Origin of the sequence: Streptomyces sp. NRRL S-337, assembly GCF_000720175.1 — a bacterium.
Classification (GTDB): Bacteria; Actinomycetota; Actinomycetes; order Streptomycetales; family Streptomycetaceae; genus Streptomyces; species Streptomyces siderophoricus.
On record NZ_JOIX01000133.1, the window covers coordinates 1 to 21,448 of the forward strand.

General features: G+C 67.6%; 17 protein-coding genes and 5 pseudogenes. 13 read left to right on the forward strand and 9 right to left on the reverse strand.

The genetic code is table 11. From position 1 onward, the window contains the following. Nucleotides 1-161: 161 nt before the first annotated feature. Nucleotides 162-386, reverse strand: a pseudogene (locus IG62_RS0140075) (DUF1330 domain-containing protein); the annotation flags it as partial. A gap of 23 nt (nt 387-409) precedes the next feature. Then, nucleotides 410-1,465 (reverse strand): YncE family protein, encoded by a 1,056-nt coding sequence (locus IG62_RS0140080; RefSeq protein ID WP_030815960.1) that lies wholly within the window; start codon nt 1,463-1,465, stop codon nt 410-412. A gap of 190 nt (nt 1,466-1,655) precedes the next feature. Here IG62_RS0140080 and IG62_RS0140085 point away from each other — a divergent pair, with 190 nt between their 5' ends. The 3 genes from IG62_RS0140085 (at nt 1,656) to IG62_RS43580 (ending at nt 5,724) form a co-directional block, all read left to right on the forward strand. After that, complete coding sequence (locus IG62_RS0140085) at nt 1,656-2,576, forward strand: LysR family transcriptional regulator (protein ID WP_030815963.1); 921 nt, start codon at nt 1,656-1,658, stop codon at nt 2,574-2,576. Nucleotides 2,577-3,113: 537 nt separating this feature from the next. Beyond that, the gene (locus IG62_RS49370; RefSeq protein ID WP_030815966.1) at nt 3,114-3,584 is read left to right on the forward strand and encodes an effector-associated constant component EACC1; all 471 of its coding nucleotides are present in this window, start codon (nt 3,114-3,116) and stop codon (nt 3,582-3,584) included. After that, nucleotides 3,571-5,724, forward strand: coding sequence for a caspase, EACC1-associated type (locus tag IG62_RS43580; RefSeq protein ID WP_051799231.1), 2,154 nt, complete (start codon nt 3,571-3,573; stop codon nt 5,722-5,724). Before IG62_RS49370 ends, IG62_RS43580 begins: the two co-directional genes overlap by 14 nt. A gap of 132 nt (nt 5,725-5,856) precedes the next feature. Here the strand turns inward: IG62_RS43580 and IG62_RS45820 are convergent. Together IG62_RS45820 and IG62_RS0140105 are read right to left on the reverse strand one after the other, a co-directional pair. Continuing rightward, nucleotides 5,857-6,321 (reverse strand): annotated as a pseudogene (locus IG62_RS45820) (aldo/keto reductase); the annotation flags it as partial. A gap of 66 nt (nt 6,322-6,387) precedes the next feature. Further along, nucleotides 6,388-6,891, reverse strand: a pseudogene (locus IG62_RS0140105) (alpha/beta hydrolase fold domain-containing protein); the annotation flags it as partial. A gap of 335 nt (nt 6,892-7,226) precedes the next feature. Here IG62_RS0140105 and IG62_RS50365 point away from each other — a divergent pair. The 3 genes and pseudogenes from IG62_RS50365 to IG62_RS47590 all read left to right on the forward strand — a co-directional run bounded on the left by IG62_RS50365 (nt 7,227) and on the right by IG62_RS47590 (nt 10,555). Then, nucleotides 7,227-7,671: pseudogene (locus IG62_RS50365) on the forward strand (scabin-related ADP-ribosyltransferase). Beyond that, a complete protein-coding gene (locus tag IG62_RS47585) occupies nt 7,668-8,078 on the forward strand; it encodes a hypothetical protein (protein WP_051799236.1) in 411 nt (136 codons plus the stop codon). The pseudogene IG62_RS50365 and the gene IG62_RS47585 overlap by 4 nt, the downstream one beginning before the upstream one ends. After that, complete coding sequence (locus IG62_RS47590) at nt 8,075-10,555, forward strand: type VII secretion system-associated protein (protein WP_051799238.1); 2,481 nt, start codon at nt 8,075-8,077, stop codon at nt 10,553-10,555. The genes IG62_RS47585 and IG62_RS47590 overlap by 4 nt, the downstream gene beginning before the upstream one ends. Nucleotides 10,556-10,707: 152 nt before the next feature. Here IG62_RS47590 and IG62_RS45825 read toward each other — a convergent pair. Together IG62_RS45825 and IG62_RS47595 are read right to left on the reverse strand one after the other, a co-directional pair. Then, nucleotides 10,708-10,899: pseudogene (locus IG62_RS45825) on the reverse strand (GlcNAc-PI de-N-acetylase); the annotation flags it as partial. 22 nt (nt 10,900-10,921) lie between these two features. After that, nucleotides 10,922-11,272 carry a hypothetical protein gene (locus tag IG62_RS47595; RefSeq protein ID WP_158795190.1) on the reverse strand — a complete coding sequence of 117 codons (351 nt, stop codon included), beginning with the start codon at nt 11,270-11,272 and terminating at the stop codon, nt 10,922-10,924. A gap of 614 nt (nt 11,273-11,886) precedes the next feature. On the opposite strand from IG62_RS47595, the gene IG62_RS48100 reads away from it, so the two are divergent. The 5 genes from IG62_RS48100 (at nt 11,887) to IG62_RS0140145 (ending at nt 16,175) form a co-directional block, all read left to right on the forward strand. Further along, nucleotides 11,887-12,765, forward strand: a complete 879-nt coding sequence (locus IG62_RS48100) for a hypothetical protein (RefSeq protein ID WP_199812591.1) — start codon at nt 11,887-11,889, stop codon at nt 12,763-12,765. Nucleotides 12,766-13,086: 321 nt separating this feature from the next. Further along, complete coding sequence (locus IG62_RS47600) at nt 13,087-13,248, forward strand: hypothetical protein (protein WP_158795191.1); 162 nt, start codon at nt 13,087-13,089, stop codon at nt 13,246-13,248. A 1,256-nt stretch (nt 13,249-14,504) separates the two neighbouring features. Continuing rightward, the gene (locus IG62_RS47605) at nt 14,505-15,071 is read left to right on the forward strand and encodes a hypothetical protein (RefSeq protein ID WP_158795192.1); all 567 of its coding nucleotides are present in this window, start codon (nt 14,505-14,507) and stop codon (nt 15,069-15,071) included. A 497-nt stretch (nt 15,072-15,568) separates the two neighbouring features. After that, nucleotides 15,569-15,901, forward strand: coding sequence for a hypothetical protein (locus IG62_RS0140140; protein WP_030815989.1), 333 nt, complete (start codon nt 15,569-15,571; stop codon nt 15,899-15,901). Then, nucleotides 15,891-16,175, forward strand: coding sequence for a hypothetical protein (locus tag IG62_RS0140145; RefSeq protein WP_030815991.1), 285 nt, complete (start codon nt 15,891-15,893; stop codon nt 16,173-16,175). The genes IG62_RS0140140 and IG62_RS0140145 overlap by 11 nt, the downstream gene beginning before the upstream one ends. 385 nt (nt 16,176-16,560) lie before the next feature. On the opposite strand, the gene IG62_RS0140150 is transcribed toward IG62_RS0140145, so the two are convergent. Beyond that, nucleotides 16,561-16,998, reverse strand: coding sequence for a hypothetical protein (locus IG62_RS0140150; RefSeq protein ID WP_234326942.1), 438 nt, complete (start codon nt 16,996-16,998; stop codon nt 16,561-16,563). A 67-nt stretch (nt 16,999-17,065) separates the two neighbouring features. On the opposite strand from IG62_RS0140150, the gene IG62_RS0140155 reads away from it, so the two are divergent. Continuing rightward, entirely contained in the window at nt 17,066-17,851 is a 786-nt protein-coding gene (locus IG62_RS0140155) for a hypothetical protein (RefSeq protein WP_030815999.1), read from the forward strand. Between the two features lie 239 nt (nt 17,852-18,090). Here IG62_RS0140155 and IG62_RS49375 read toward each other — a convergent pair whose 3' ends face one another. Both IG62_RS49375 and IG62_RS0140160 read right to left on the reverse strand, forming a co-directional pair. Next, nucleotides 18,091-18,726 carry a DUF4352 domain-containing protein gene (locus IG62_RS49375; protein ID WP_078872524.1) on the reverse strand — a complete coding sequence of 212 codons (636 nt, stop codon included), beginning with the start codon at nt 18,724-18,726 and terminating at the stop codon, nt 18,091-18,093. A gap of 422 nt (nt 18,727-19,148) precedes the next feature. After that, nucleotides 19,149-20,564: a helicase associated domain-containing protein gene (locus tag IG62_RS0140160; protein ID WP_078872525.1), complete on the reverse strand. Its 1,416-nt coding sequence runs from the start codon at nt 20,562-20,564 to the stop codon at nt 19,149-19,151. Between the two features lie 199 nt (nt 20,565-20,763). Between IG62_RS0140160 and IG62_RS0140165 the strand changes: the two genes are divergently transcribed. Next, on the forward strand, nt 20,764-21,198 hold the full coding sequence (locus IG62_RS0140165) for a hypothetical protein (protein ID WP_234326944.1): 435 nt from the start codon (nt 20,764-20,766) through the stop codon (nt 21,196-21,198). Nucleotides 21,199-21,448: the final 250 nt, after the last annotated feature.

The window sequence follows — 21,448 nt, forward strand, 5'->3', positions numbered from 1 at the left end:
TCCTCCGCCGTCGCCGCGATGAAAGACACGCTCACGCCCATGACAGGCAACCCCCCTTGCCGTACCGCATGTTCGACTCGTTGACCGAACGACGACGACGAGCTTTCCACACGGCACCGACAAGGGGGCCGGCGTCCCGCGGCACGGTGGCCGATCGGCGGTTACTCAGCCGGAGGGGAATCCCGCAGGGCCTTTGCCGTGGCACGGGGGTCGTAGCCCTCCGGCACGCCCTCGACCAAGATGATGTCGCCTTTGATGTGCCGCGAACGCAGCGGTGCGATCTCCTGGTAGGCGGGCGGGTCCCACTGGGCGCGTGACTCGTCGATCCCCGGGAAACGGATCACCACGACGTGACCGGGCCAGCTGCCCTCCTTCACCTCGTGCTGTTCGGGGGCGGGAGGAGCCAGGGTCAGGACGGACGCGGGATGTAGGCCATGCCGTGGGCGCCGGGTTCGCCGCGTTTGGCGATGTCCAGCCGGGCCAGGTCCGTCAGGGTCTCCAGGTCGACGAGGTGGACGGTGGACGAGGCGGCGCAGGCCACGTAGGCGATGCGGCCGTCGGGCGAGGAGGTGAGGGTCAGCGGGAAGACGCCCACTTCGAGCTCGCCCAGTTGCTGGTGGGTGTCTGCGGAGAACACCTTGAGGCGACCGGGCGCGGGGCGGCCGAGCGGGGACGCCGGGTCGGGTTGCACCCGCAGCTCGCCCACGAGCAGCTTGCCCGTCGATGTCAGGTGCACCGGCATGACGACGTCCTGGGTCGGGAGGGTGTCGACGACGGTGGCCGTCCGGGCGTCGATGACCCGGATGCCGGTGGCCGGCCGTTCGTCGGCGGGGGCGAAGAGCGAACCGGCGTAGGGCGAGGCGACGTAGACGCGTGTGCCATTGGCGGAGACGGCGATTCCCTCGCTGCCCGGCACCTCGACCTGCGCGGTGAGGGTTCCCCGTTCGAGGTCGACGACCGACACGAACGGCGCCTCCTTGTTGGTGGCGTACCCCCTCCTGCCGGCCGGGTCGATGACGAACCAGTGCGGCCCCGGCGCGTCCATGTCGATCCTGCCCAGGGGCTTCCGGGACTCCGTGTCGATCACCACGATGCCGCCGGGCCGGTCCGTCGAGCCTTCCACACTGACGTAGAGACGCTGACGCACCGGGTCCAGCGCCAGCCCGTGCGGCGCGTGTTCCGGGGCGAGGTCGATGACCTCGACGATGCGGCGGGTGTCGGGATCGATGACGGTCACTTCGGTGCGTCGGCCGCTGTTCGCGTGGTAGTAGCCCGAGTGATAGGTCGAGGTGCACCACAGCAGTCGCTGTGTCGGGTCGAAGCACAACTCATGGGGCTCCGCGATGACGTCGACCGTACCGAGATGCCGGTCGGAGGCGGCGTCGAAGAACGAGACCGTCGGACCGCTCTGACTTACCACGGCCAGAACGTCGCCTTCCCGGCCGGTGCGAGGGGAGTGCTGCACAGAGGGCTCCTCAAAGGGTTGGTAGGACTCAAAAAAGGCAGGGTGAAGTCCGCAGGGGGTGGGTGGGAGTCACGCGACTTCCGGCTTCGCGGACACCTCCACTCTCGGTCCGCGAGGTTTCCGCGGCAATGCAAAGATGGGCAGCGACTAGTTGCACCAGCCGTAAAAGTGCAGTTCATGGGCGGTATCAATGGATCTCAACCTGCTGAGAGCACTGGACGCTCTGCTCCAGGAGAACAGCGTGACCCGCGCCGCGGAACGGCTCGGCACGTCGCCCGCGGCGGCCAGCCGCACCCTGGCCCGGCTCCGCCGTGCCGTCGGTGACCCCCTGTTGGTCCGCGCCGGCCAGGGAATGGTCCCGACCCCGCGCGCCGTGGAACTCCGGGAGGAGGTAGGCGCGTTGCTGCGCGGCTTCGACGATGTCCTGCGGCCGGGAGCCGGCTTCGATCCGGTGCATCTTCAGCGCACGTTCACCGTGCAGACCACCGACCTGCTCCTGGTGCGGCTGGCCGGGACCTTGACCGACCGGATCAAGGCGGAGGCCCCGCACGTGGACGTGGTCTTCCTGCCGGAGGCGTTGGAGGGCGGCCCGGCATTGCGGCAGGGCCGGGTGGACGTCGAGTTGGGCGTCCTGGGACACCTGGACCCGGAGATCCGCACCCGACGGCTCACCCAGCTGACGCTGGTCGGCGTCGCCCGCAGCGGTCATCCGCTCTTCGACCGGCGGATCGACGCCCGCCGTTTCGCCGCGGCCGACCACATCGGCATCTCCCGGCTCGGCAAGCGCCTCGGGCCCATCGACCGGGCGCTCGCCGAACTGGGACTGCGGCGCCGGCTGGCGGCCGTGGTGCCCAGTCATACGAGCGCGTTGATGCTGGCCCGGGACAGCGACCTCGTGGCGCTCACCCTGGCCGACTGGCTCCCCGGCACCCTCTCCGCCCTGGGCCTGCGCACCTTCCCCATCCCCCTGGACCTGGCACCCCTCGACCTGGGAATGGCCTGGCACCCCCGCAACGGGGCCGATCCCGGGCACCGCTGGTTCCGTGACCACTTGGCGGCGGCGGTCCTGGCCCCGTCCGGGGCGGGGGACGACAGCTCTCGGGGAGCATGATCGTGCCGCGGCGGGGGCTCGTGCTCCAGGGCCGGGGCCGGCTCTCGGCGCTTAGTACTCCAGCAGCGGTTCGTGTTTTCAGGCGTGCATTGCGCGGACGTGACAGGCACCCGCCGAAGCCCGGCCACCGGCCGGGACCGGCACCGTGTCCTGCCCTCTCCGCGCGCCACCGGTGTGGTGCGCCCACCCTGAAAGACCCCAGCTTCGATGATCACCTCTTCCCGTCTCATTGCGCGCCGCCGCGCGATCGCCGCGACCGGTGCCGCAGCGGCTCTCGCACTGACCCTGGCCGCCTGCGGCTCCTCCAGCGACTCAACCGCGCGGTGATGTCGGTGCGCGCCTTGCACAGCGACGCGGCGAGATGAGCCGCACCCAAAGGTCATCTCGCGTGAGGCAGCTCTTTCGCGCAGATACCGGGACATGGCATCACGCTTCACCCTACGCTTGGGGCTGCCGCGGAGCGCTTGCGCCGCGTAGTGGGCGGGCGTCTGCACTCTGGTTCAGTGCGACGCCGAGAAGACCAGGGGGCCACGGCCAATGGAACTGCGGGTCAGGGTGGCGCACGCCGAAGTTCCGGGCGACCCTGCTAACTGGACAGGGGCGTTCGCGGACTGGCTTGTCGAGGACCGTCGGCTCGGTCGGCACGCCGATATCCGTCGGGGCCGTTCGTCGCCGAGTGACGGGAGGATGTCGGCAGACCTCGTGAGCTGGATCAGTCTGGCTGTCGCCTCTGGCTCGTTAGCCACCGATTTGATCACGGTCTACGGACACTTCCGCGCCTCGCTGCCTCGTCGGGTGGGGTCAGCCGCGCGACTGATCGTGGAGCACGGCGAGAGCCGCATCATCATCGAGGAAGGCACGGCGGAGGATGCCGCCAGGGTCATGCGGGCGTTGAACGCCGCGCAGGCAGAAGACGAGGAGACCTCCCACATTCCGTCAGCGCCACCGGTCGTACCGCCAGCAGCGAACGCGCCCCAGGGAGGGGAAACAGGCGGTGGCGCTGCCTGATCCACGAGCCAGCCGCGCCGTACTTATCGGTGTGCACGACTATCGGCAGCTGGATCCCCTGCCGGGTGTGCAACTCGGGGCCCGCAGGCTGGCGCAGCTGTTACGCGATCCCCGGGTCTGGGGCCTGCCCCGCCGCAACGTCACCCTTCTCCACGCGCAGGCATCCGCCAACGAGTTACTCGAAGCAGTCCGGGACGCTGGCGAGGCCGCGACCGACACCCTCATCGTTTACTTCGCCGGGCACGGACTGCGTGACCGAGGCGCCGAACAGTTGTACCTGGCGTTGGCAGACGCCGACGATGAGCACCTTGAGATCGGGACCCTGGAGTATCCGTCACTGCGCCGCGTGATCACCGGCGCTGGACGCCGTGCCAGCCGCCGCATCACGGTGCTGGACTGCTGCTATAGCGGTCTTGCGATCAGCATGGGGGGCGACGTCTCCGTCGTGGACCGTCCCAGTCTGGCGCGGTTATTGGACGAGCAAGAGGACGAAGACGATGACGTAGGCGATCAGGGCGACTACGGCAGTTGTGTGCTGACCTCCGCGGCCCGAACGGAACCGTCCTTCACGCCGCCCGGCAGGTACCCGGACTTCACGGGCGAGCTGATCCACGTTCTGGAACAGGGCATCCACGGAGCGGGGCCCACGCTCAGCATCGACGACATCTGGCGGCGCGTACGCCTCCGGCTCCATCGGCGCGGCCGGCCCTTGCCCCAACAGTTCGGCCACAACGCGGCGGCCACACGGGCATGGGTCCGCAACCGAGCCCATCACCCGCCGGGCCCTGAACCGACTACGAAGCCCGCTGCCCCACCCGTGGCCACGACTTCGGCTCCGCCAGCGGCCGAGCGCCCCAGCCAGGCCCCGGCCAGGTCTTGGACGCCGGAACCGCGGCACCCGGAGAGCCCCGGCCAGGGGCAGTCGCGGGAAGTCGCCCCAGCCACAGCCGACCGCGGGAACCCGAAACGGCCCGCCTCGACCACCGCTTGGCCACGCCCGGGCCGGCGTTCCGGCAATGCAAGCCCTCGGCCGATCCTCCGACGACGCACCTTCGTTATGGTCGGCGCCGTCATCACCGCCCTGGGCGGCATGTCTGCTGGAATCCTGGCCACCCGGGACGAGTCCAGGGGCGACGACGATCCTACGGACATGAGTGGTCCCGAAACCACCAGCCAGACACCAACCAGCCCTCAACCCACGCCAAGCACCCGCTCCGCCCCCGAAGTCCAAGCCTTCGATGCACTCACCGGCCATCCCGATACAGTCTCGTCAGTGGCGTTCAGCCCGGACGGCAAACTCCTCGCCACCAGCAGCAGGGACACACTACGACTATGGCACGTGGGCACTCGCGAGCAGTTCGGCAAGCCACTCACCGACCCCACCGGCGTAATCAGTTCAGTGGCGTTCAGCCCGGACGGCGAGCTAATTGCCAGTAGCAGCTTCGGGCAAGTAGTGCAGTTGTGGGATGTAAGCACCCGTACACAGGGCAAGCCGCTCATTGGCTATGCGGAAGCCGTCTTATCAGTGGCGTTCAGCCCGGATGGCAAACTCCTCGCCACCAGCAGCGCGAAGGGCGAGGCGAGTGCATCCGCATACGCAGCCTCCATATGGGATGTGGCCACACGCAAGCAACTGGGCAAGCCCCTCACCGGCCACGCCCTCTTCGTCTGGTCGGTGGCTTTCAGCCCGAACGGCAAAGTCCTCGCCACGGGAAGCAACGATAAAACAGTGCTGCTGTGGGACGTGACCACCCACAATCAGCTGGGCAAGCCCCTCACGGGCCACGTCGGCGCCGTCTCGTCGGTGGTATTCAGCCCGGATGGCAAAGTCCTTGCCACCAGCAGCTGGGATGGCACGGCCCGGCTGTGGGATGTGACCACTCATAAACGGTTGGGCAAGCCCCTCACCGGTCACACCGGCTCCGTCTTGTCGGTGGCGTTCAGTCCGGATGGCAAAGTCCTCGCCACGGGAGGCAAGGATAAAACAGTGCTGCTGTGGGATGTGACCACTCATAAACAGTTGGGCAAGCCCCTCACCGGTCACACCGGCTCCGTCTTGTCGGTGGCGTTCAGCCCGGATGGCAAACTCCTCGCCACCAGCAGCGCGGATCGCACGGTGCGGCTGTGGCAGCTGGAATAGCACTCTTCCTCGCCTCACATACGAGTTGGTGCGTGATAGATGGTGAGGCCGTGGCGGGGTGGCGACCAGGGTGGCGCCGATACCGCGGAGCGCGGGCAGGATGTCGATTTCGACGTGGCGCTCCCACAGCGAGTACTCGGTCTGGACGGCGCTGATCGGATGGATGGCGTGGGCCCGGCGGAGGGCGGCGGCCGAGACTTCGGACAGGCCGATGTGGCCCACCTTTCCCTGGGCGACCAGTTCGGCCAGTGCGCCGACGGACTCCTCGACGGGGACGGCTGGGTCGATGCGGGCGAGGTAGTACAGGTCGATGTGATCGGTACGGAGCCGACGCAGGGACGCTTCGCAGGCACGCGGCAGATCGTTGGGCGAGCCGGCGGGGACCGGGCCGTCGGCGGTGCGACGGACGCCGGTCTTGGTGGCCAGCACGGCGCGGTCGCGGTGTGGTGCGAGGGTCTGGCCGAGGAGTTCCTCGTTTGCTCCGTCGCCGTAGAAGTCGCCGGTGTCGAACATGGTGACGCCCGAATCGAGGGCCTCCAGCAGGGTGGCCGCGGCCTCGTGCGGGTCAGTGGGGCCGTACGTGCCGGTCATGCTCATGCAGCCGAGGCCCAGTCGGGAGACTGCTGGGCCGTCGGTCCAAGGGTGGAGTGCATCGTTCCTCCGTCACTTTTCCAGGGCCGCGCGGAGGAACGCGAGGATCTCCGCCTGGGCGGCCTCGGCCTGTGGTTCCACGCCGGGCAGGGTGAGGAACGCGTGTCGCGCTCCCCGGCATTCGGTGAGCCGCACGGAGGTCCCGGCCGCCTGCAGTCGCTCGGCGTAGCGGCGGCCGTAGTCGGCGAGCGCATCCTGGGTGGGCACCACCACGAGCGCCGGGGCGAGCCCGCTCAGGTCGTCCGCGTACAGCGGCGAGACTGCGCCGGCGTCGGCTCCCGGCGGGACGGCGAGCCGCTGGATGAGCTGCAGTTGCGGCAGGGCCCGGGTCGGGTTGTACGCGTACTCGGCGATCGAGGGGTGGTCGAACATCGTCTCGGTCACGTCGACCGCGGGGTTGACCAGCACCTGCGCCTTGAGCTCCAGGCCGGCCTCCCTGGCCCGGATGGCCGTCAGCGCGCTGATCAGCGCGCCGCAGCTCTCACCGAAGACGGCCGCGCGCGCCGGGTCGACGCCTCACTTTCTGGGTGGGGCCTACGCGCGCCACTACGCCAGGTGTTTCCCTGACGAGGTGGCCGGCCTGCTCCTGCTCGACTCCTTCTACGAGGACATGGCGGCCCGCGTTTCCCAGCAGGTACGGGAAAAGCTCGACGAGATGCTGGATCAGAGGGGGAGCCAAGAGTCGGCCGAGCCCTCGCCGGAACAGCTGGAAGGCGCCCCCTCCACGCCGAGCTGGCAGCAGTACCTGCCTGCCGCCACCCTGTGCCTGACTCCGTACGCCACCCTCCGTCACTGTTTTGCGGAACAGCAACCGGCTCCGTGTCGACGTCGACAGCATCAGCCACCAGCTGGTGTGGCGCGAAGACCACGAGCCGCTGTACCGCAACGACAACCGCAATCCCGACGAGATCTTCGACCAGGGATTCCATCCACGCGACCCGTCCAACGCAGACCTTCATGGCTATGTGGAGGGCAACCAGGCGTCGGCCTTTGTGGGCACCACCAAGGATGCCGATGCCAACTGGCTGACCAAATACCGCTACGAGGTGGATGCTCCCGGCGGCATCGACGTCAACCAGACCTTGCCGCACAACAAGTACCGATGAGGAGGAGATCGCCTTCGCCGGGGGAATTGACCGCAAGCACATCAAGGGGGCCTGGGAGATCCTCCCCGACGGAACCAAGGGAGAATGGATGCCGAACCCCCACTACGAGCCTCATATCCCCAAACAGCCCGTCGCTCCCGCCCCTGAATCACCGCCCCCAAGTCAACTGCCCGAAGGATGGACCCGATGAGTGGCTACCTGGTCCCCGACCGTTTCGACGTTCTCGCCTTCAACGGCGACCAGCAGGCCGACGCCGTCCTGCGCTGGGAAGGCGAGAACCACGATTTCACCGTGACCGCCGACGGCCCTTGGGGAAATGTCACCGGCCGGGCAGAGGACTGCTTCGAGGCGCTCATCCGCATCCGCGAGCAGATCGAACCCCAGGGGTGGCTCCTGGGTGTCAACGGCTCGCGTCGCGACACCTGGCCCTCCGGGATGTGCCGCGGGACCGGGGGGTTCCTCGTCTACCGACTCAGGCCCGGGCTTCGCCCCACCAGCGCCGATCGCATCCAGACATTCCAACCCGCACCCCGCGAGACGCTGGCCACCGTCGCCGAGCAGGTCGCCTTCGAAGAGCAGTGGAGCCAGTCGCTGTGACCACCCCGTCCAGCTCTGCCCCCGCCGTTCCCCCGGTCACCGAGGCTCTGCGTGCCCAGGCCGCACAGCAGCGCGGCGGCTACGTGTACGCGATCGACCCGTACTTCAACCCCGAGGGCGCCGTCCCCCCATACGGCATCGTCGGCGGCTGGTCCGTCGACAGCTCCGGCCAGCTCGTTTCGTTCACGCACAACCAGAACTACCGCCCGTCGCCGATGGCGTTGGAGTTTCCGCCCCCTGTCACCGCCCTGGACGAAGCCTTGCAGCGCGCCGTCACCGGTTATGGCAGCGAGCAGGAACTCCTCGCGGCCTTCCGCGACGCCACGCTCATCCTGTTCGCCCAGGAGGGGCAGACCGGCCTCTACACCGTCGTCGAGGACGACGGCAGCCGCTACATCCCGGCCTTCACCCACCCCACCCACGCCCCCGACACCTGGCACCAGTGGCAAGAGACCATCGGCCGTCACCTCGCCGCCACCGGCCTCCCGATCCGCCTCAACCCCGGCCACCGCATCAGCCTGACCATCCCGGGCGATCCGGGGAATCAGGCCGATGGCGAAAACGCCAGCCCCAATTCGCCGTCCTCCACCTCTCCCTCCGGCCTCCCCGAGGCCCTCATGGGTGCCCCGCTGCTCTCCGCCGGCCTGCTCGCGGCGCTCGGCCGCCGAAGCCGCACGGCCCCGTGGCAGTCCGCCATGGGCGCCAAGGGCCGCACCCCGGAGCTTCGCCGGCCGACGGGTGTCGCCGCCGATACCCAAGATGCGCTGCTCGTCGGGGCTGACCTGCAGGCCGTACGCGATCTCGACCATGCCCTGAGGGGACTGGCGTCCGCCTTGACCGTCGAATCGCGCACCCTGCCGACCGTCTACGTTGCCCGGCTCACCGACAGCGAGCTCAACCTCCAGCTCGCCCATCCCGCAGGTAAGCCCCCAGCGCCATGGCAGCGCGGCCAGAACGAGACGTTCTGGCGCATCCAACGGGCCGACATCCCGGTGCACGAAACAGACACCGGCACTGCCGCCCCCTACCCGGGCCTGGTCAGCCTCGGCAGCCTCGAGGGCGCGCGCCTGCTGCTGAACCTCGAAGCCGTCCCCGGACTCGTCTCACTCACCGGCACGCACGCGGACCGGAGTGCCGTCCTCACGTCGGTCGCCGCGGAACTCGCCACCAGCGGCTGGTCGGACCGAATGACAGTCACCCTCGTCGGCTTCGGCACGGAACTCACCACGCTCGACCCCACCCGCGTCAGCCACTTCGACGACGTCGGAGCCCTCCTGGAAACCATGGACGCTGAAACCCGGGAGCGGCGCGGTGACCTCGCCACGGCGGGCCACGACTCCGTACTCACCGGCCGCACCGGCTCCGCACAGCACACCCAATGGGCGCCCCACCTGGTCCTCCTCGCCGCACAGCCGACCGAGGATCAGGCAGCGAAGATCGCCGAGCTCGCTGCCGACTCCGGCCGACTGGGCATCAGCTACCTGGCCGCCACCGAGGAGAACGGCCTGCCAGGCGCGACCTGGAAACTCGAAATCACCCCCGACGGGCGCCTCCTGGCCCCATCCCTCGACCTGGAACTGCAAGCACAGCTCCTGCCCCAGGCCCAGCACGATGCCGTGGTCCAGCTCTTCGCCGGCGCCGCACCCGACGACGACCGCGACCCGGACCCCGGCACCCCGCAGTTCATGGTTGACATCACCTCGAGCGGACGACCCGCGGTGTACGCACGGCTGGTCGGCACCTACGAGATCACCGGCCTCGACGCACCTGACGCCGAGCACAGCTCGCTTCTCCACGAGGCACTGGTCATGCTCCTGCTCCATCGCGAAGGAGTGCATCCGCGCGTTCTGGCCTCCGGACTGTGGCCCCGCGGCGTGACCGAAGAGGTCCGTGACGCCCTCATCGAACGCCTGCGAACCTGGCTGGGGAGCGACCCCGACGGAACCCCGCGGCTCGGCACCGACACCACCGGCCGGCTGGCCCTCGCGCCGTCCGTCGTCTCCGACCTCGACGTGCTCCGCACCCTCCACTACGAGGCCACCGCGGGCAGAGGCGCAAGTAACGCACAGATACGGGAACGCCTGCTCAACGACGCCCTGGCACTGGTCCGCGGCCCCCTGCTCGCCAACCGCCCACAGGGCCGCTACACCTGGCTTTCCCACGAGATCATCGAGGCCCAGCTGTCCCTACTGGTGGCAGACGTCGCACTGGCCCTGTCCACCCACCACTTGAAGGCCGGCAACCCGACACCAGCGCTCAACGCCCTCAATACGGCCTTGACCACCACGCCGACGGACGAACGACTCTGGAACGAACTTCTACGCGCCGCCCACGCCACAGGCGATACGGCCGAGCTCGAATCAACAGCAGCATCGCTCATCGCCCGCAATCACGAGCACAGCGGCGGCGCCCGTAGCCTCCCACCCCGCACCGAGGCCCTCCTCGACGAGCTCTTGCCGTCCTGGCGTGACGCCTAGTAGTGCAATTGCGTTTGTGGTGACGAGGTCACGGCTCTATGGACTGTGGCCTCGTTGTTTGTAGTGGCTTTGGCGGGCTTGGTGTTGTTGGCGGCGTCGCCAGATCGACCAGTGCAGGACGTGCTTGGTGGTGTGGTAGCGGGACGGTCGGATCAGCGCAGTCCGGCGAAGAGATCGTTCTCGGGTACGGCCGTGCCGGTGGCGTCCTTGACGCGTACGAAGGTCTCCATGCTCATCAGCTCGCTGAACCTCTCCTTGCCCATCTTGAGGAAGAAGATGTTCTCGCCCTGACTGGCGTGCGCGGCCAGGGCATCGAACTTCTGACCGCTGAATGCGGTGGTGTCCCCTGGTAGACGGCGTACGAGATCAGACCACTGCAGTCGAAGCCTCCGCCGGGCTTGCGGTAATGGTGCCGCCGCCCCATACATAGGGGACACCGAACTGGGTGAGTGCGGCCTTGACGATCGCATTGGAGGGTCCGTCGACGTTCGCCCCGGGGCCGCTGGGCTGCGCTGTCGCGGAGAGCCTGGCCTGGGCGAGCACTTCTCGCACGTACCAGTCGGCGTGGTTGTAGGAGTAGATCGCCCCATACAGCCCCTGGCTGGTACCGGTCTTGGAGCCGTTGGCGCACAGTATCCGTGCTGACGCATACGCCGCGTCGGTGGCGTCCCAGGGGCTGGGTGGGTTGGCTCCGCCGGGTGGGACCGGGTAGCCCACCCCGCGAACGTGGCCGGACGGAACTGCATCGGCCCACCGCGCCCGCGGGCGAGCGCATAGTGGGGTGGCGGGCGTGGTCGGTCTCGACCTTGCCGATAGCCGCGAGCACCGACCAGTCCAGCCCGCGGCAGGTGGGCCAGCGTCGCTCCCGCAATCACCCCAACAACCGAAACGGCCCGCCGCAGAAACCGACGGACCGTCACGAAAGATCGAGGTTAGTATTTCGAGTTCACCGTGTGACGCACGGGAGTCGAGGGCACCGCGATACATGCCGATTCGATGGGCCACCCTCATGGCGCCATGAGCTTGTATGAGCCAACCGGCACCCGACCGTCCTCTTCCTGACTCTGCCATCTCAAGGAAATCGGGGGATTTCAGTGGCGACACCGTCGCAACCGCAGCCGCAGCCGGACCCGTCCCAAGCTCCTCAGCCCGTCCAGCAGCAGACGCCACAACCCCCCGGCTACGGGCAACACGCTGCGCAGCCTCCCCAGCCCGTGGCCTCGGGGCAGTGGCAGGCACAGGGCTACGAGCAACCGACCGCCTGGGGACAGGTCCCGGCAGGTGGCCCGCATCCGGCCTGTCGGATCTGTGGCGCCATACCTGCTGCGGACGTGACCGTTCGCGGCCACCAGGGCATTCTCATCATGATGCGGTTCCTGAGTCTGAAGGGCCCCTTCTGCCGGAATTGCGGCACAGCCGTGCTGCGCGAGATGACTGGGAAGACACTCTGGCAAGGCTGGTGGAGCCCGTTCTCCTTGGTTGCCTTCACCCCTTTCACACTGATCTCGAATCTCACGGTCAGAGCCAAGCTCAACAAGCTCCCACCACCGGTTCCAGGGCAGCCCGGCCAGCAGCTCGATCCGGGAGTACCGCTGCGCCGACGACCCGCCGCTTTGGGGGCGTTGATCCCCTTGGCCTGGGTGCTGTTCCTGGCCATTCAGTACGCGATTCACCCCGCCGACGCCGCGACCAGCGAAAGCGTCACCAACGGAGCCGGAAGGCCCCGCGCCGCTCTCAAGCTGGGGCAGCCAAGCCCGGAAGCCCAGGAAGTCCGGGACAACGACATGAAGCCCGGCAAGTTCGTCATCACGCCGCAGCGTGTCGTCATGGGCAAACCTTCGGACCTCGATGAGTTGGACGAGCTGGACGAGGAGAAGAAGTACAACGGGGCCACACTGGCGTGGGTATACGTGAACGCGAAGCTGGTCGGTGGCGACACCCCGCTCAGCGGGCCCACGGTGACGACGGACAGGGTCGGGTTGCTCTCCGAGGGCGGCCGCCAGGGGACACCGTTGACCTTCATCGAAGCCCTGAAGAGCAGGCCCGCCGACTGTCAGCCTGAGAAGATCAACACCACCTGGCGGAAGGGCGAGGACCACACCCTGTGCGTACCCTTCGTGGTACCGAAGGACCGGAAAGTCACGACTGTCACGTACTCCCGCAACACCCTCGAATACTCGCCCCGGTTGAAGTGGACCGTCGATTCGTGAAGAGATCGGGTCCGCGCCAGTAGCCAGGTGACTCTCGAACTGCTGTGTAGATTCCGATTTGATCTGTCGCGGTCCGACGTTGTGACCAGCGGACTCAGGCCGGTGTCCAGACGGTTTGTCAGCGGTTCCGTCCGACCGATCTGTCGTTTTCCTCAGAGCGTTGGCTGACCGTCGGGTTCGTGGGGGCAAGGTGTCCGACAACTTGTCGTCGCCTATCGGGTCCTCGCCGTCGGTGGTCTGCACGGTGCCGGTGTCCGGGTCGATGCCGGTAGCGACCTGCCCCAGACCGAGCGAGGGGGAGTCCATGAAGAGCAGCCGGCCGTGGTCGTCGACGTCGTTGCTCAGCTGCTCCCCGGCCGCCAGGATCTCCGCCTGACTGACGGCGCGGTCGTCGATGTGGAACCGCTGACGCGGCGGCTGCTGGTTGCCGCGCTGCTTCTGGGGCTTGAAACGTCCCATCGAGGACCCCCCCTTGGTGTGTGATCAGCCAAGCCTCAGCCAGGCGCGAGCGGCGGCACAAGACCGCCTCACGCCAACACGCGGCCGAACGGCAAGAGGCCCCCTGCACTGCCAGGGGCCCCGCCGGAGACGGTGCCGGTCATGGCAGGAAGTCCTTCTGCCACTGGGGAGGAGCGGGTCATCATCCCGTGCCGGCAAGACGGGCTGTGGAAGGCGCAATTCTCTCGGCACCCCGCTCGATCGCGGAGTTGCGCGGCTAACTCGCGGGTCCTGCATGGTGCTCCCGCCATCCACGAGCAGCACCTCTGAGCCTGCTGTCCAATGCTCGCGAATCTCGACGAAAGCCCGCTCTGACGTGGCAGTTCGGCAAATTCGCGAAATCTGGATCGGCTCGGAGACCGCGGCGAGGGTGGCACCCGCCCGCACCACCAGAGTGCGCCGCCGGTGCACACAGCACCACGATCGAGAGAGAGCCCCATGACAATCACCCCTACGAACCGTCAGACGCCCGCTCAACCCGATCTGATGGCCCCGCCGGTGCCTGTTCCCGTACCGGCGCCGTTCGTTCCTCCTACGCACCTTGAGGCGCCCTCCGATGGCCCGTCGCCGGTGACGGCTTACGCGGTGGCCTACGGGGGTTCAGCGACCGCCTATGCGGTTGCCCCCGGTGCGGCAGCGCTCTCCGAGGTCGGCTCCATGCCGCCGACTGCGGTGCCGCCCGCGGCCGGGCGCCGTTCGCGTGGCCCAGCAGCGGCGGCGGCACTGGCTGTTGCAGCGGTGGGCTGCGGGGCACTGTCGCTGCTCTTTCCGTCGCTGGTGCAGGTCTTTCAGATAGCCGGCAGTGCGGCCAGCGTCGCTGCTGCGGGTGTGGCGTTGAGCGGGCTCGTTGGCCGGCGGGATGGTGATCGGTAGTTGTGGTGGTGGCTCGAGCCCGCGTTGGGCTGGAGCCGCTCTTTTTCTGCCTGTGCACTGACGTGATGAACCAGTTCGGACGGTAGCCCCGCAAGAGAGACAGCCGGCAGAGTCCGGAACGCGATGTTCGCGAGATCCAACCGCGCCAGCAAGGGGCCGACAGCCCCATGTTCGGCCACGTGCCGGAGGGCCTGCGGATCCCGCGGCACGGACCTGGCCGGCCCCGCATCGGCCGGATCGCGTCCGCGGTGACACTTGCGGGTGGCGACTTCGACCAGCCCGTTACGACGGTAGCTCTGTGTCGACCGTTGACCGCATTCTTGGAACCGGGTTTCTTGCCTGTCCCTGACCGGGCAGACTGGCGATCCATGAGTGACACCGTTGCAGTTGCGCTCATCACGGCATCGTCGACGCTGCTGGGTGGTGGCCTCGCAGCTTTCGCCGCCGCGAGGACGACGAACAGGCAACTGGGAGTTCAGGAGAGGCAGGCGGAGCTGGATCGCGGCGAGCAGCGAGCAGCGCGCCGACGGGAGCTTCGTCGCGATGTATATCTGCAGTTCCTCAACCAGCTTGACGGCCTGTATCGCGACCTGACTGCCGCTTGGGCAGGCCCCGGCCCATCAGGAGCAAACTCGATCGTCGAACGATTCAGGGACCGAGCATGGCAGTTGAGGGAAAAAGCAAACCTCATAGCATTGGAGGGCCCCACAAGCGTCGCGATCGCAGCGGAGACAGCCGTCCGATGTGCCCTCGACCAGGTGAACGCGTTGGACCAGCTCGCGACAGCCGCAGCCGAGAGCGGCAGGACCGAAGCCCTCATGGATCTTGATGAAGAGAGATGGGCGGCACTCTCCGACCATCTCCGGCGGATGCATCAGGACTTTCTGGAACGAGCCCGCGCCGTACTGGGAGGAGATCTGCCTGGCGACGCCTGAGACTGCCGATCAACCGGTACGCCTGCGCCCTGCTGATCCCGAACTCGGCATGCGCGTACTCGCCCCACCCGCTGTGTCCAAGGGCGCACCCACACCTGTGCCCGGTGCGCGACACGCACCCGCTGCGCCAGAACCACGGCGACGTACCGGGCCTCACCGATCGTGTCACGCAGCTCATCGCCTCAGCCACTGTGCCTCAGCGCGGCCCACCGGCCGGAGCGGCCGACCCTGCTCTGGACCATTCAGGGTAGCCATCTGTCCATGGTGCGCCCGTCAAAGTGCGCGGGAGGACGACCGGGGCGGGCCTCGCAGGCGGACTGGATGGCGGCGGTGAAGTTCGCCGCCACGACGGCGGCCTCGCCGGTCGTGCCGTCGAGGCCGCCGCCGTGGCAAGAGGCCCCGAACTGGCACGCGGTTCGGCAACAGGAGCGTGCGTGTCGTGCGTCAGGTGCGCAACGAGTCGTACGCCGAAGCCGGTGTACGTCCAGCCTGCGGGAATGGACAAGTTGATCGAGCTGATGAACAGCTCGCTCCTCTCCGGGGCGGTCATTGCCGTCCTGGCGTCATGGCTGACCAGCCGTGCCCGCAACCGCCAGGACCAACAGGCCGAGATCGGAGCCCTGCGGGTACAGGCGGATGCGATGACGGTGGCAGTGGTGGAACTTCAGGCCGCAGTCGCCGCCAACCGACTGTTGTGGGACGGGCCAGCCGAGCGTGCGCGCTCATTCCTGCTGGCCGTGATGGCCGCTGCCGACGGCGCCGCCCGGGCCCGGATCGCCGGCGGAACCCACGCGCAAAGCGCCCAGGTGGGATTCGGGCGTGCGGGCTGAGCTGCTGAGCCGGGAGCGGATGGCCAGCAAGCACAACGCAGCTGCCGTACGGGAACCGCTCACCCGGGCCGCCACCGCCGGCGCCCCGCTCATGCGCTGCTCCGACCCGGCCGTCGTCACCGCCACCGAGCATCTGCTGAACGCTCTGACCGACGTGGAGAACACCGCTCGCTTGGAAGTGGCCCTGGAAGCGTTCGGCCGGGCCGTCAACGCAGCCACCGCACCGCAGCCGTCCTGGTGGGCACGGCGACGCGCTGTCCGCGCAGGGTCGTAACCCCCTCAGGAGCCATCCGCTCGCAAGGAGGCCCGCAGCCGGATGCGGGCCCTCCACCAGATCAGCGGCGGGCTTCCCACCACATGATCCGCACCGTCACGGCGCCACTGCCCAACTTGCGTCGCTACGTGGTCCATTCCAGTCCGAGGTCGGCGAGTTGCCTGCTGTCCAGAGGCGGTTTTTCTGATCAGTTTTTCGTGGGTTGACCTGGGCTGATCAGTTTCGTGCTCGGCGGTGGTAGCGCTTCAAGCGTGGGTTGTTATGGCTCGGTGCTGGAGGGAATGGGACTTGGACTGTGTGCTGGGCTGACGTTTTGTCAGGTGGAGTGAGTGTTGGTCAGCTGTGGTCAGCTTCTCTGCTTGGTGGTCTGGTTCGCTGAGTGTTTCTATGCGCTGGTCGGGGTGTTGGTGGGGTGGTTGAGCCAGTACAGGGCAGTGTCCATGGCGCGTGGTGTCCAGTCGCGGACGGGGGCTGGGGCGGCGGCCAGGAGCTGGCCGATTGCTTCGCTGTAGCGGCTGTAGCAGCCGGGTGCATGGCTGAGGGTGATGCCGAGGGTGTGGAGGGCGCTGTGGGCTCGGCGGTCGTAAATGGCCATGCGGCCTGGTGCGGCTGCTGTGAGGACGGCGGAGGCGAGGGCGTCACCCTTACGGAAACCCGGCAGTGAGACCAGGGCTGCTCGACCGGCATGTGCTGCCGAGCTGCGGCTGAGAGTGGTGTCCTGGGCGGCGGTCGTGGCCACGGCGGTTACGCGGCGTACATCGGCGTCCGCGAGCGCCATGAGGTCGGCGGCCCAGGGCGTATCGGCTCTGAGCCGTTTCCACATCAGCAGCGCTCCGATGTCGGCTTGGCCGATATCCCCGCTGACACACGCACGTTGGGACAATGACACCATGAACACCAAACAGGCGCAGAGGGCCGCAGCCGCCTTACGTGACGCCGTCCGACGCATCTTCGGGATTCTCTCCGTCCTCCTCATTTTCGCCTTGACCGCCTGCTCCTCCCAAAACCGCGCCACCAGCCCCAAAGAGGTACGCAGACTCGCAGGAAGCGCGCAGGCCGAAGAGTCGCGTCACAAGGCAGAGAAACGGCTGAGGTCCATCGCAGAGGCCTATGGCAAGGAGACCCCCCTCACCCTGGCCCTGGTCGCCGTGGACGACATCTGCTCAGGTGGACAAGCCAAACAGTGGTTCTTTCAGGACGGAAAGGACCAGTACAAGATCCGCTGTGCCCTTCGCGTCACCGCCTACTACGGCGCCGACCCCCACCGCATCGGAGACACTCTGCACGGCATCTTCGCCGCCGGTGACCACTACGCCTCCCAGGGCACGGCCGGGGACACCATCCCGTTCAGCCAGGACTCCTATCGCAGGCGCCTCGTCGACTACTACCGAAGCCACGGTCCAAACCCATCGGGCCCGGACGCGCAGGAGCCGGCCCAGGTCTTCTCCCCTTCGCAAACCCTTTCATGGGACACCGTACGCAGCAGCAAGAAGCGCCTGCTGCAAGAGCCGGCTCCCTGCATGAAGGGTGATCCGCCGGTCACACGGTGCCTGCACGAACCGGCGCAGAAGACGGTGGCCGAGATACGCAGGCAGTATGGAATGGTGTTCAAACTGGAATTCCCGGCAGTTGACTACTACCAGGTGTCGAAAAAGGGTGAAGTGCTTATAAGTTAACGAGCCCTCCATGCGTATTCCCTGCCCTCGGTTCGGCCACTGCCACATGTCGCCTCGCCTTCCGCCAGTCACATGCCCGAGATCCGCTTGCTCACCCACTCCGCACAACGATGGTCGGATGGTTCATGAAGGAGGCTGAAGCGCTGCGGGCCCTCCAGCGCGACCTCCTGGGGTGAGCCGCGCGGTGACACGCGGCAGCCGCAGAGGAACGTTGCCATGCGCGAGATGTTCGTCCGGCCTTACTTCGAGGGCATCACGAAGGTGAGCGATGCCGCTCCCGTTCCCTCGTAGTAACTGACCTTTCCGCCCTTGCGTGGCACGTCAAGGACGATGTCACCGGTTACGGCCTCTCCAGGGTGGTACGTCGAATCGACGCGCTGGGTACCAGTCGAGTACAGCGTGGCAACCCCCTGCGTCAGGGTACTTCCGCCCTCCCATTTCATGAAGCCGTATGGATGGAACGAGCCATCTCTACTGCCAGTATTGGTGACTTCGATGGTGATCACCGCATATCGTCCCTTTGGCTTCCCTGCGCTGATCTCCGACGGTGTCACGTACTTGGCGGCGTGAAAGGTGACAGAAAAGGTCGTCCTTGCCCCGGTAGTGCCATTAGCAGCACTGTAAGAAGCCGTCTTTCCGACAGTAACGACCGGAGCCTTGCCCTGCTTCTGGAGCGGCCTTGTAGCCTTCTCTCGCTTCGGTACTGACGAGTGTGGCCGGTCCGCAGGTGCTTCTGGCGACGACGAACAGCCGGCTACAAACGTCGTGATGCCTAACGCTGCTATCGCGAACGCAGTGGCGTGGCGAGATGGGCGCATGGCGTCCCCCAGACTCCAGCGGGCCCCCTGCCCGCGATGGAGCGCACCGTACGGCATGCGGCTCCACGGAGGTTGTTTGTTCTGGGTGCCTCAACGACCCTCGCGGAAATCTCGCCGACGGTGAGCAGTGCACCGACCGCCGGGCCGAGCCAACATCGTCCGGTGGCGGAATGGCATGAAGGCGCGGCCCCTGCTGCCCAGCCATGGGAATGGACGACTTCGATGCTTGGGAGGGGGCGGAGGGAGCCGAAGTGCGGCTTCGGCTCCCTCCGTGAGGTGAGCGGGGCGACGGCTGATGCTCAGGTATGCATGCGGGCGTCTGTATCGAACAGTTCGCGAACGCGGGGGTGGAGGAGATGTTGAGTAGTGAACGACCGGCCCGCGACCTTCCGGTGCGCCCGAGGCGGGCTGCTGCGTTGCTGCGTTCGCATCTGGCCCGGTGTTGCTCTCGGGATGGTCATTCCGACTGCAGACCTGAGCTAGGTCCATCGCATGCTGATGGCGGACAGTTGCTCCACGCGTTCCGGGGACAGCGTCGCGGCCCGGCTCCGCTGGTTCCCGATCCAGGCCCCCAGCTTGTGCTCCCGTTCCTCCTGGTCCTCGCCGACGATCCGTTCGACGTGCTTCCTCGGCACCCGAAGGTGCCCCTCGCGCTCGTAGAACTGGTGGGCGGCCTTGTAATTCATCGCCCATTTGTCGGCCTGCGTGCGGCGCGGCTTCGGCTTCTCGTCCTCGGCTGCGGGCTCGATCCCGAGGACCTGCTCACACATCCACTGCTGCGCGGTGGTGAGTTTGTCCCAGCCGAGCCGGACCGAGCGTACCCACCGGCCGAGGTCCTCGCCCTGGTGTACGACGTCGCCGGGCTCGGTCGGCAGCGTACGGCCGGCCTTCAGGTGGAGCCGGACGAGGTGGAAGGCGCGTTGCCACTCCACGGGCCAGGCCGGGCACCAGGAGGGGTCGATGTCCTCCAGCTGCTCGCGCCGCTCGTCCGACAGCGCCCCGGCCGACGACTCCACGGGCAGGCCCTCGGCACGCCGCTGCTCGATCTGGGCGGCCTTCCGGGCGGCGGCCCGCGCGTTCTTCAGCCAGATCCCGACCCGGTAGCCCTGGTGCGTGGCGTCCAGTGGGGCCAGCAGGTGCCCGTTCACCTCGGCCCACCCACGGGCCGCGGCGAGACCTTCCTCCCACGCGACATCGAAGTGGCTCCAGACCATGCCCAGCTTCTCCAGCGGCTCGACTCGGTCCTCGTCCATGTCACCGCGGGCGTAGAACCGGCGCGCGTCAGCGACCCACTGCCCAAGCGGGAACCCTGCGAGCGAGGCCGGCCACCCCTCGGCTTCCACCGCCTGGTCGTCGCCGCCGGGCACGCGGTACGTGAACGGCACCTTCAGGTCGCCGTGCGCCCAGGGCTTGCCGATCCGTCCGGAGGTGCGGTGCGCCTCGTCGACGACGATCAGGTCCCAGCCCGGAAGGCCGGCCTTGTGTGCGCGCTCCAGCGTCCCGAGCCCGAGCGAGGCGTACGTGGCGAACACCGTGACGCGGTCGAACGGGCGTACCCAGTCGACCAGCTCGTCCACATCTGTGGTGTTGGGGAAGACCACCTCGTCCCCGCGCAGGGACGAGACCCCGATCATCGGGCCTCTACGGCCGCCCTCGCGCCACGCCACCTCGGTCTGGGCCAGCAAATCCAGCGAGGGCACCAGCACCAGCACACGGCCCGCCCGAAGCTCCTCTGCGCTGCGCACAGAGACGAGGCTCTTGCCCGAGCCGGTCGCCATAACCACCTGCGTACGGAGCCCACGCGCAGGCACCCGTGAGCCCGCAGCCGGTTCGAGTGCACGACGCACCGCGTCCACGGCCTCCCGCTGATGAGCCCGCAAAACCACCTTTGGCATGCTGGCTCCCTTCAGAACGATCTCGCCCGTTCGCTGGCATCCGACCGCTGTAGCGGTGGCTGTCTCGCATTCCATAGCCTATCCGGCAATGAGAATGATGCAAAGGTAAGTAGCACCCCATGACACCCCAGCGTCACCTCGCTACGGTTAGCCTCGCCGGATGCAATGGGGGTCTCTGATAAGCACGGTAGTAGGCGCGGTGATCGGTGTTCTGGCGACCCTTGCCGCTGACCTGTCCCGCGCAAAGCGCACCCGTCAGGACAGTGAGCACAACGCCCGGCGCCAGCTCTACGCCGACTACCTTGCCGCCCTGGCAAGCACCAGGAATCATCTCCGACTGGCCGCACGCTCTGCCCATATGCCACCCGAGGAGCGGGCTCGCAAGGCCATCGAGGCGTTCAAAGAGGGCAACGCTTACGAACTGCGGTACCAGGTAGCGCTCATCTCCCCGCAATCCGTTATCGAAGCATCCACCGCCGCCTTCCGGGCCTTGAGAGATCTACGAGACCTGATTGAGGAAGGTGCACTCCACACCGAGCCCCGCTACCTCGACCTGAGGGACCGTTGGGAAGAGCACTTCGCTGAACTCCGCACCGCCATGCGCAATGACCTCAGCAGCCACCCGCCCCGGTAGCCAGCAGCCCGCGTCAGCGGGCAGGCCTGGAGGCGGAGCCGGAAGGCCAAGGGGAGCGAAGCGACCCGTTGCGCGAAGCGCAATCAGATCCCAAGCGGAGCGCGGGATCTGACGGCCCGAAGGGCCGGCCCGTGGCGAAGCCACGGGTAACTGGGGTGCGCAGCACCCCAGCCTGACCCGCGGAGCGGGTCAGGCCACCGAGCGAAGCGAGGTGGTTCGCTTGCACCGTGGCTTCGCCACGGGTAACTGG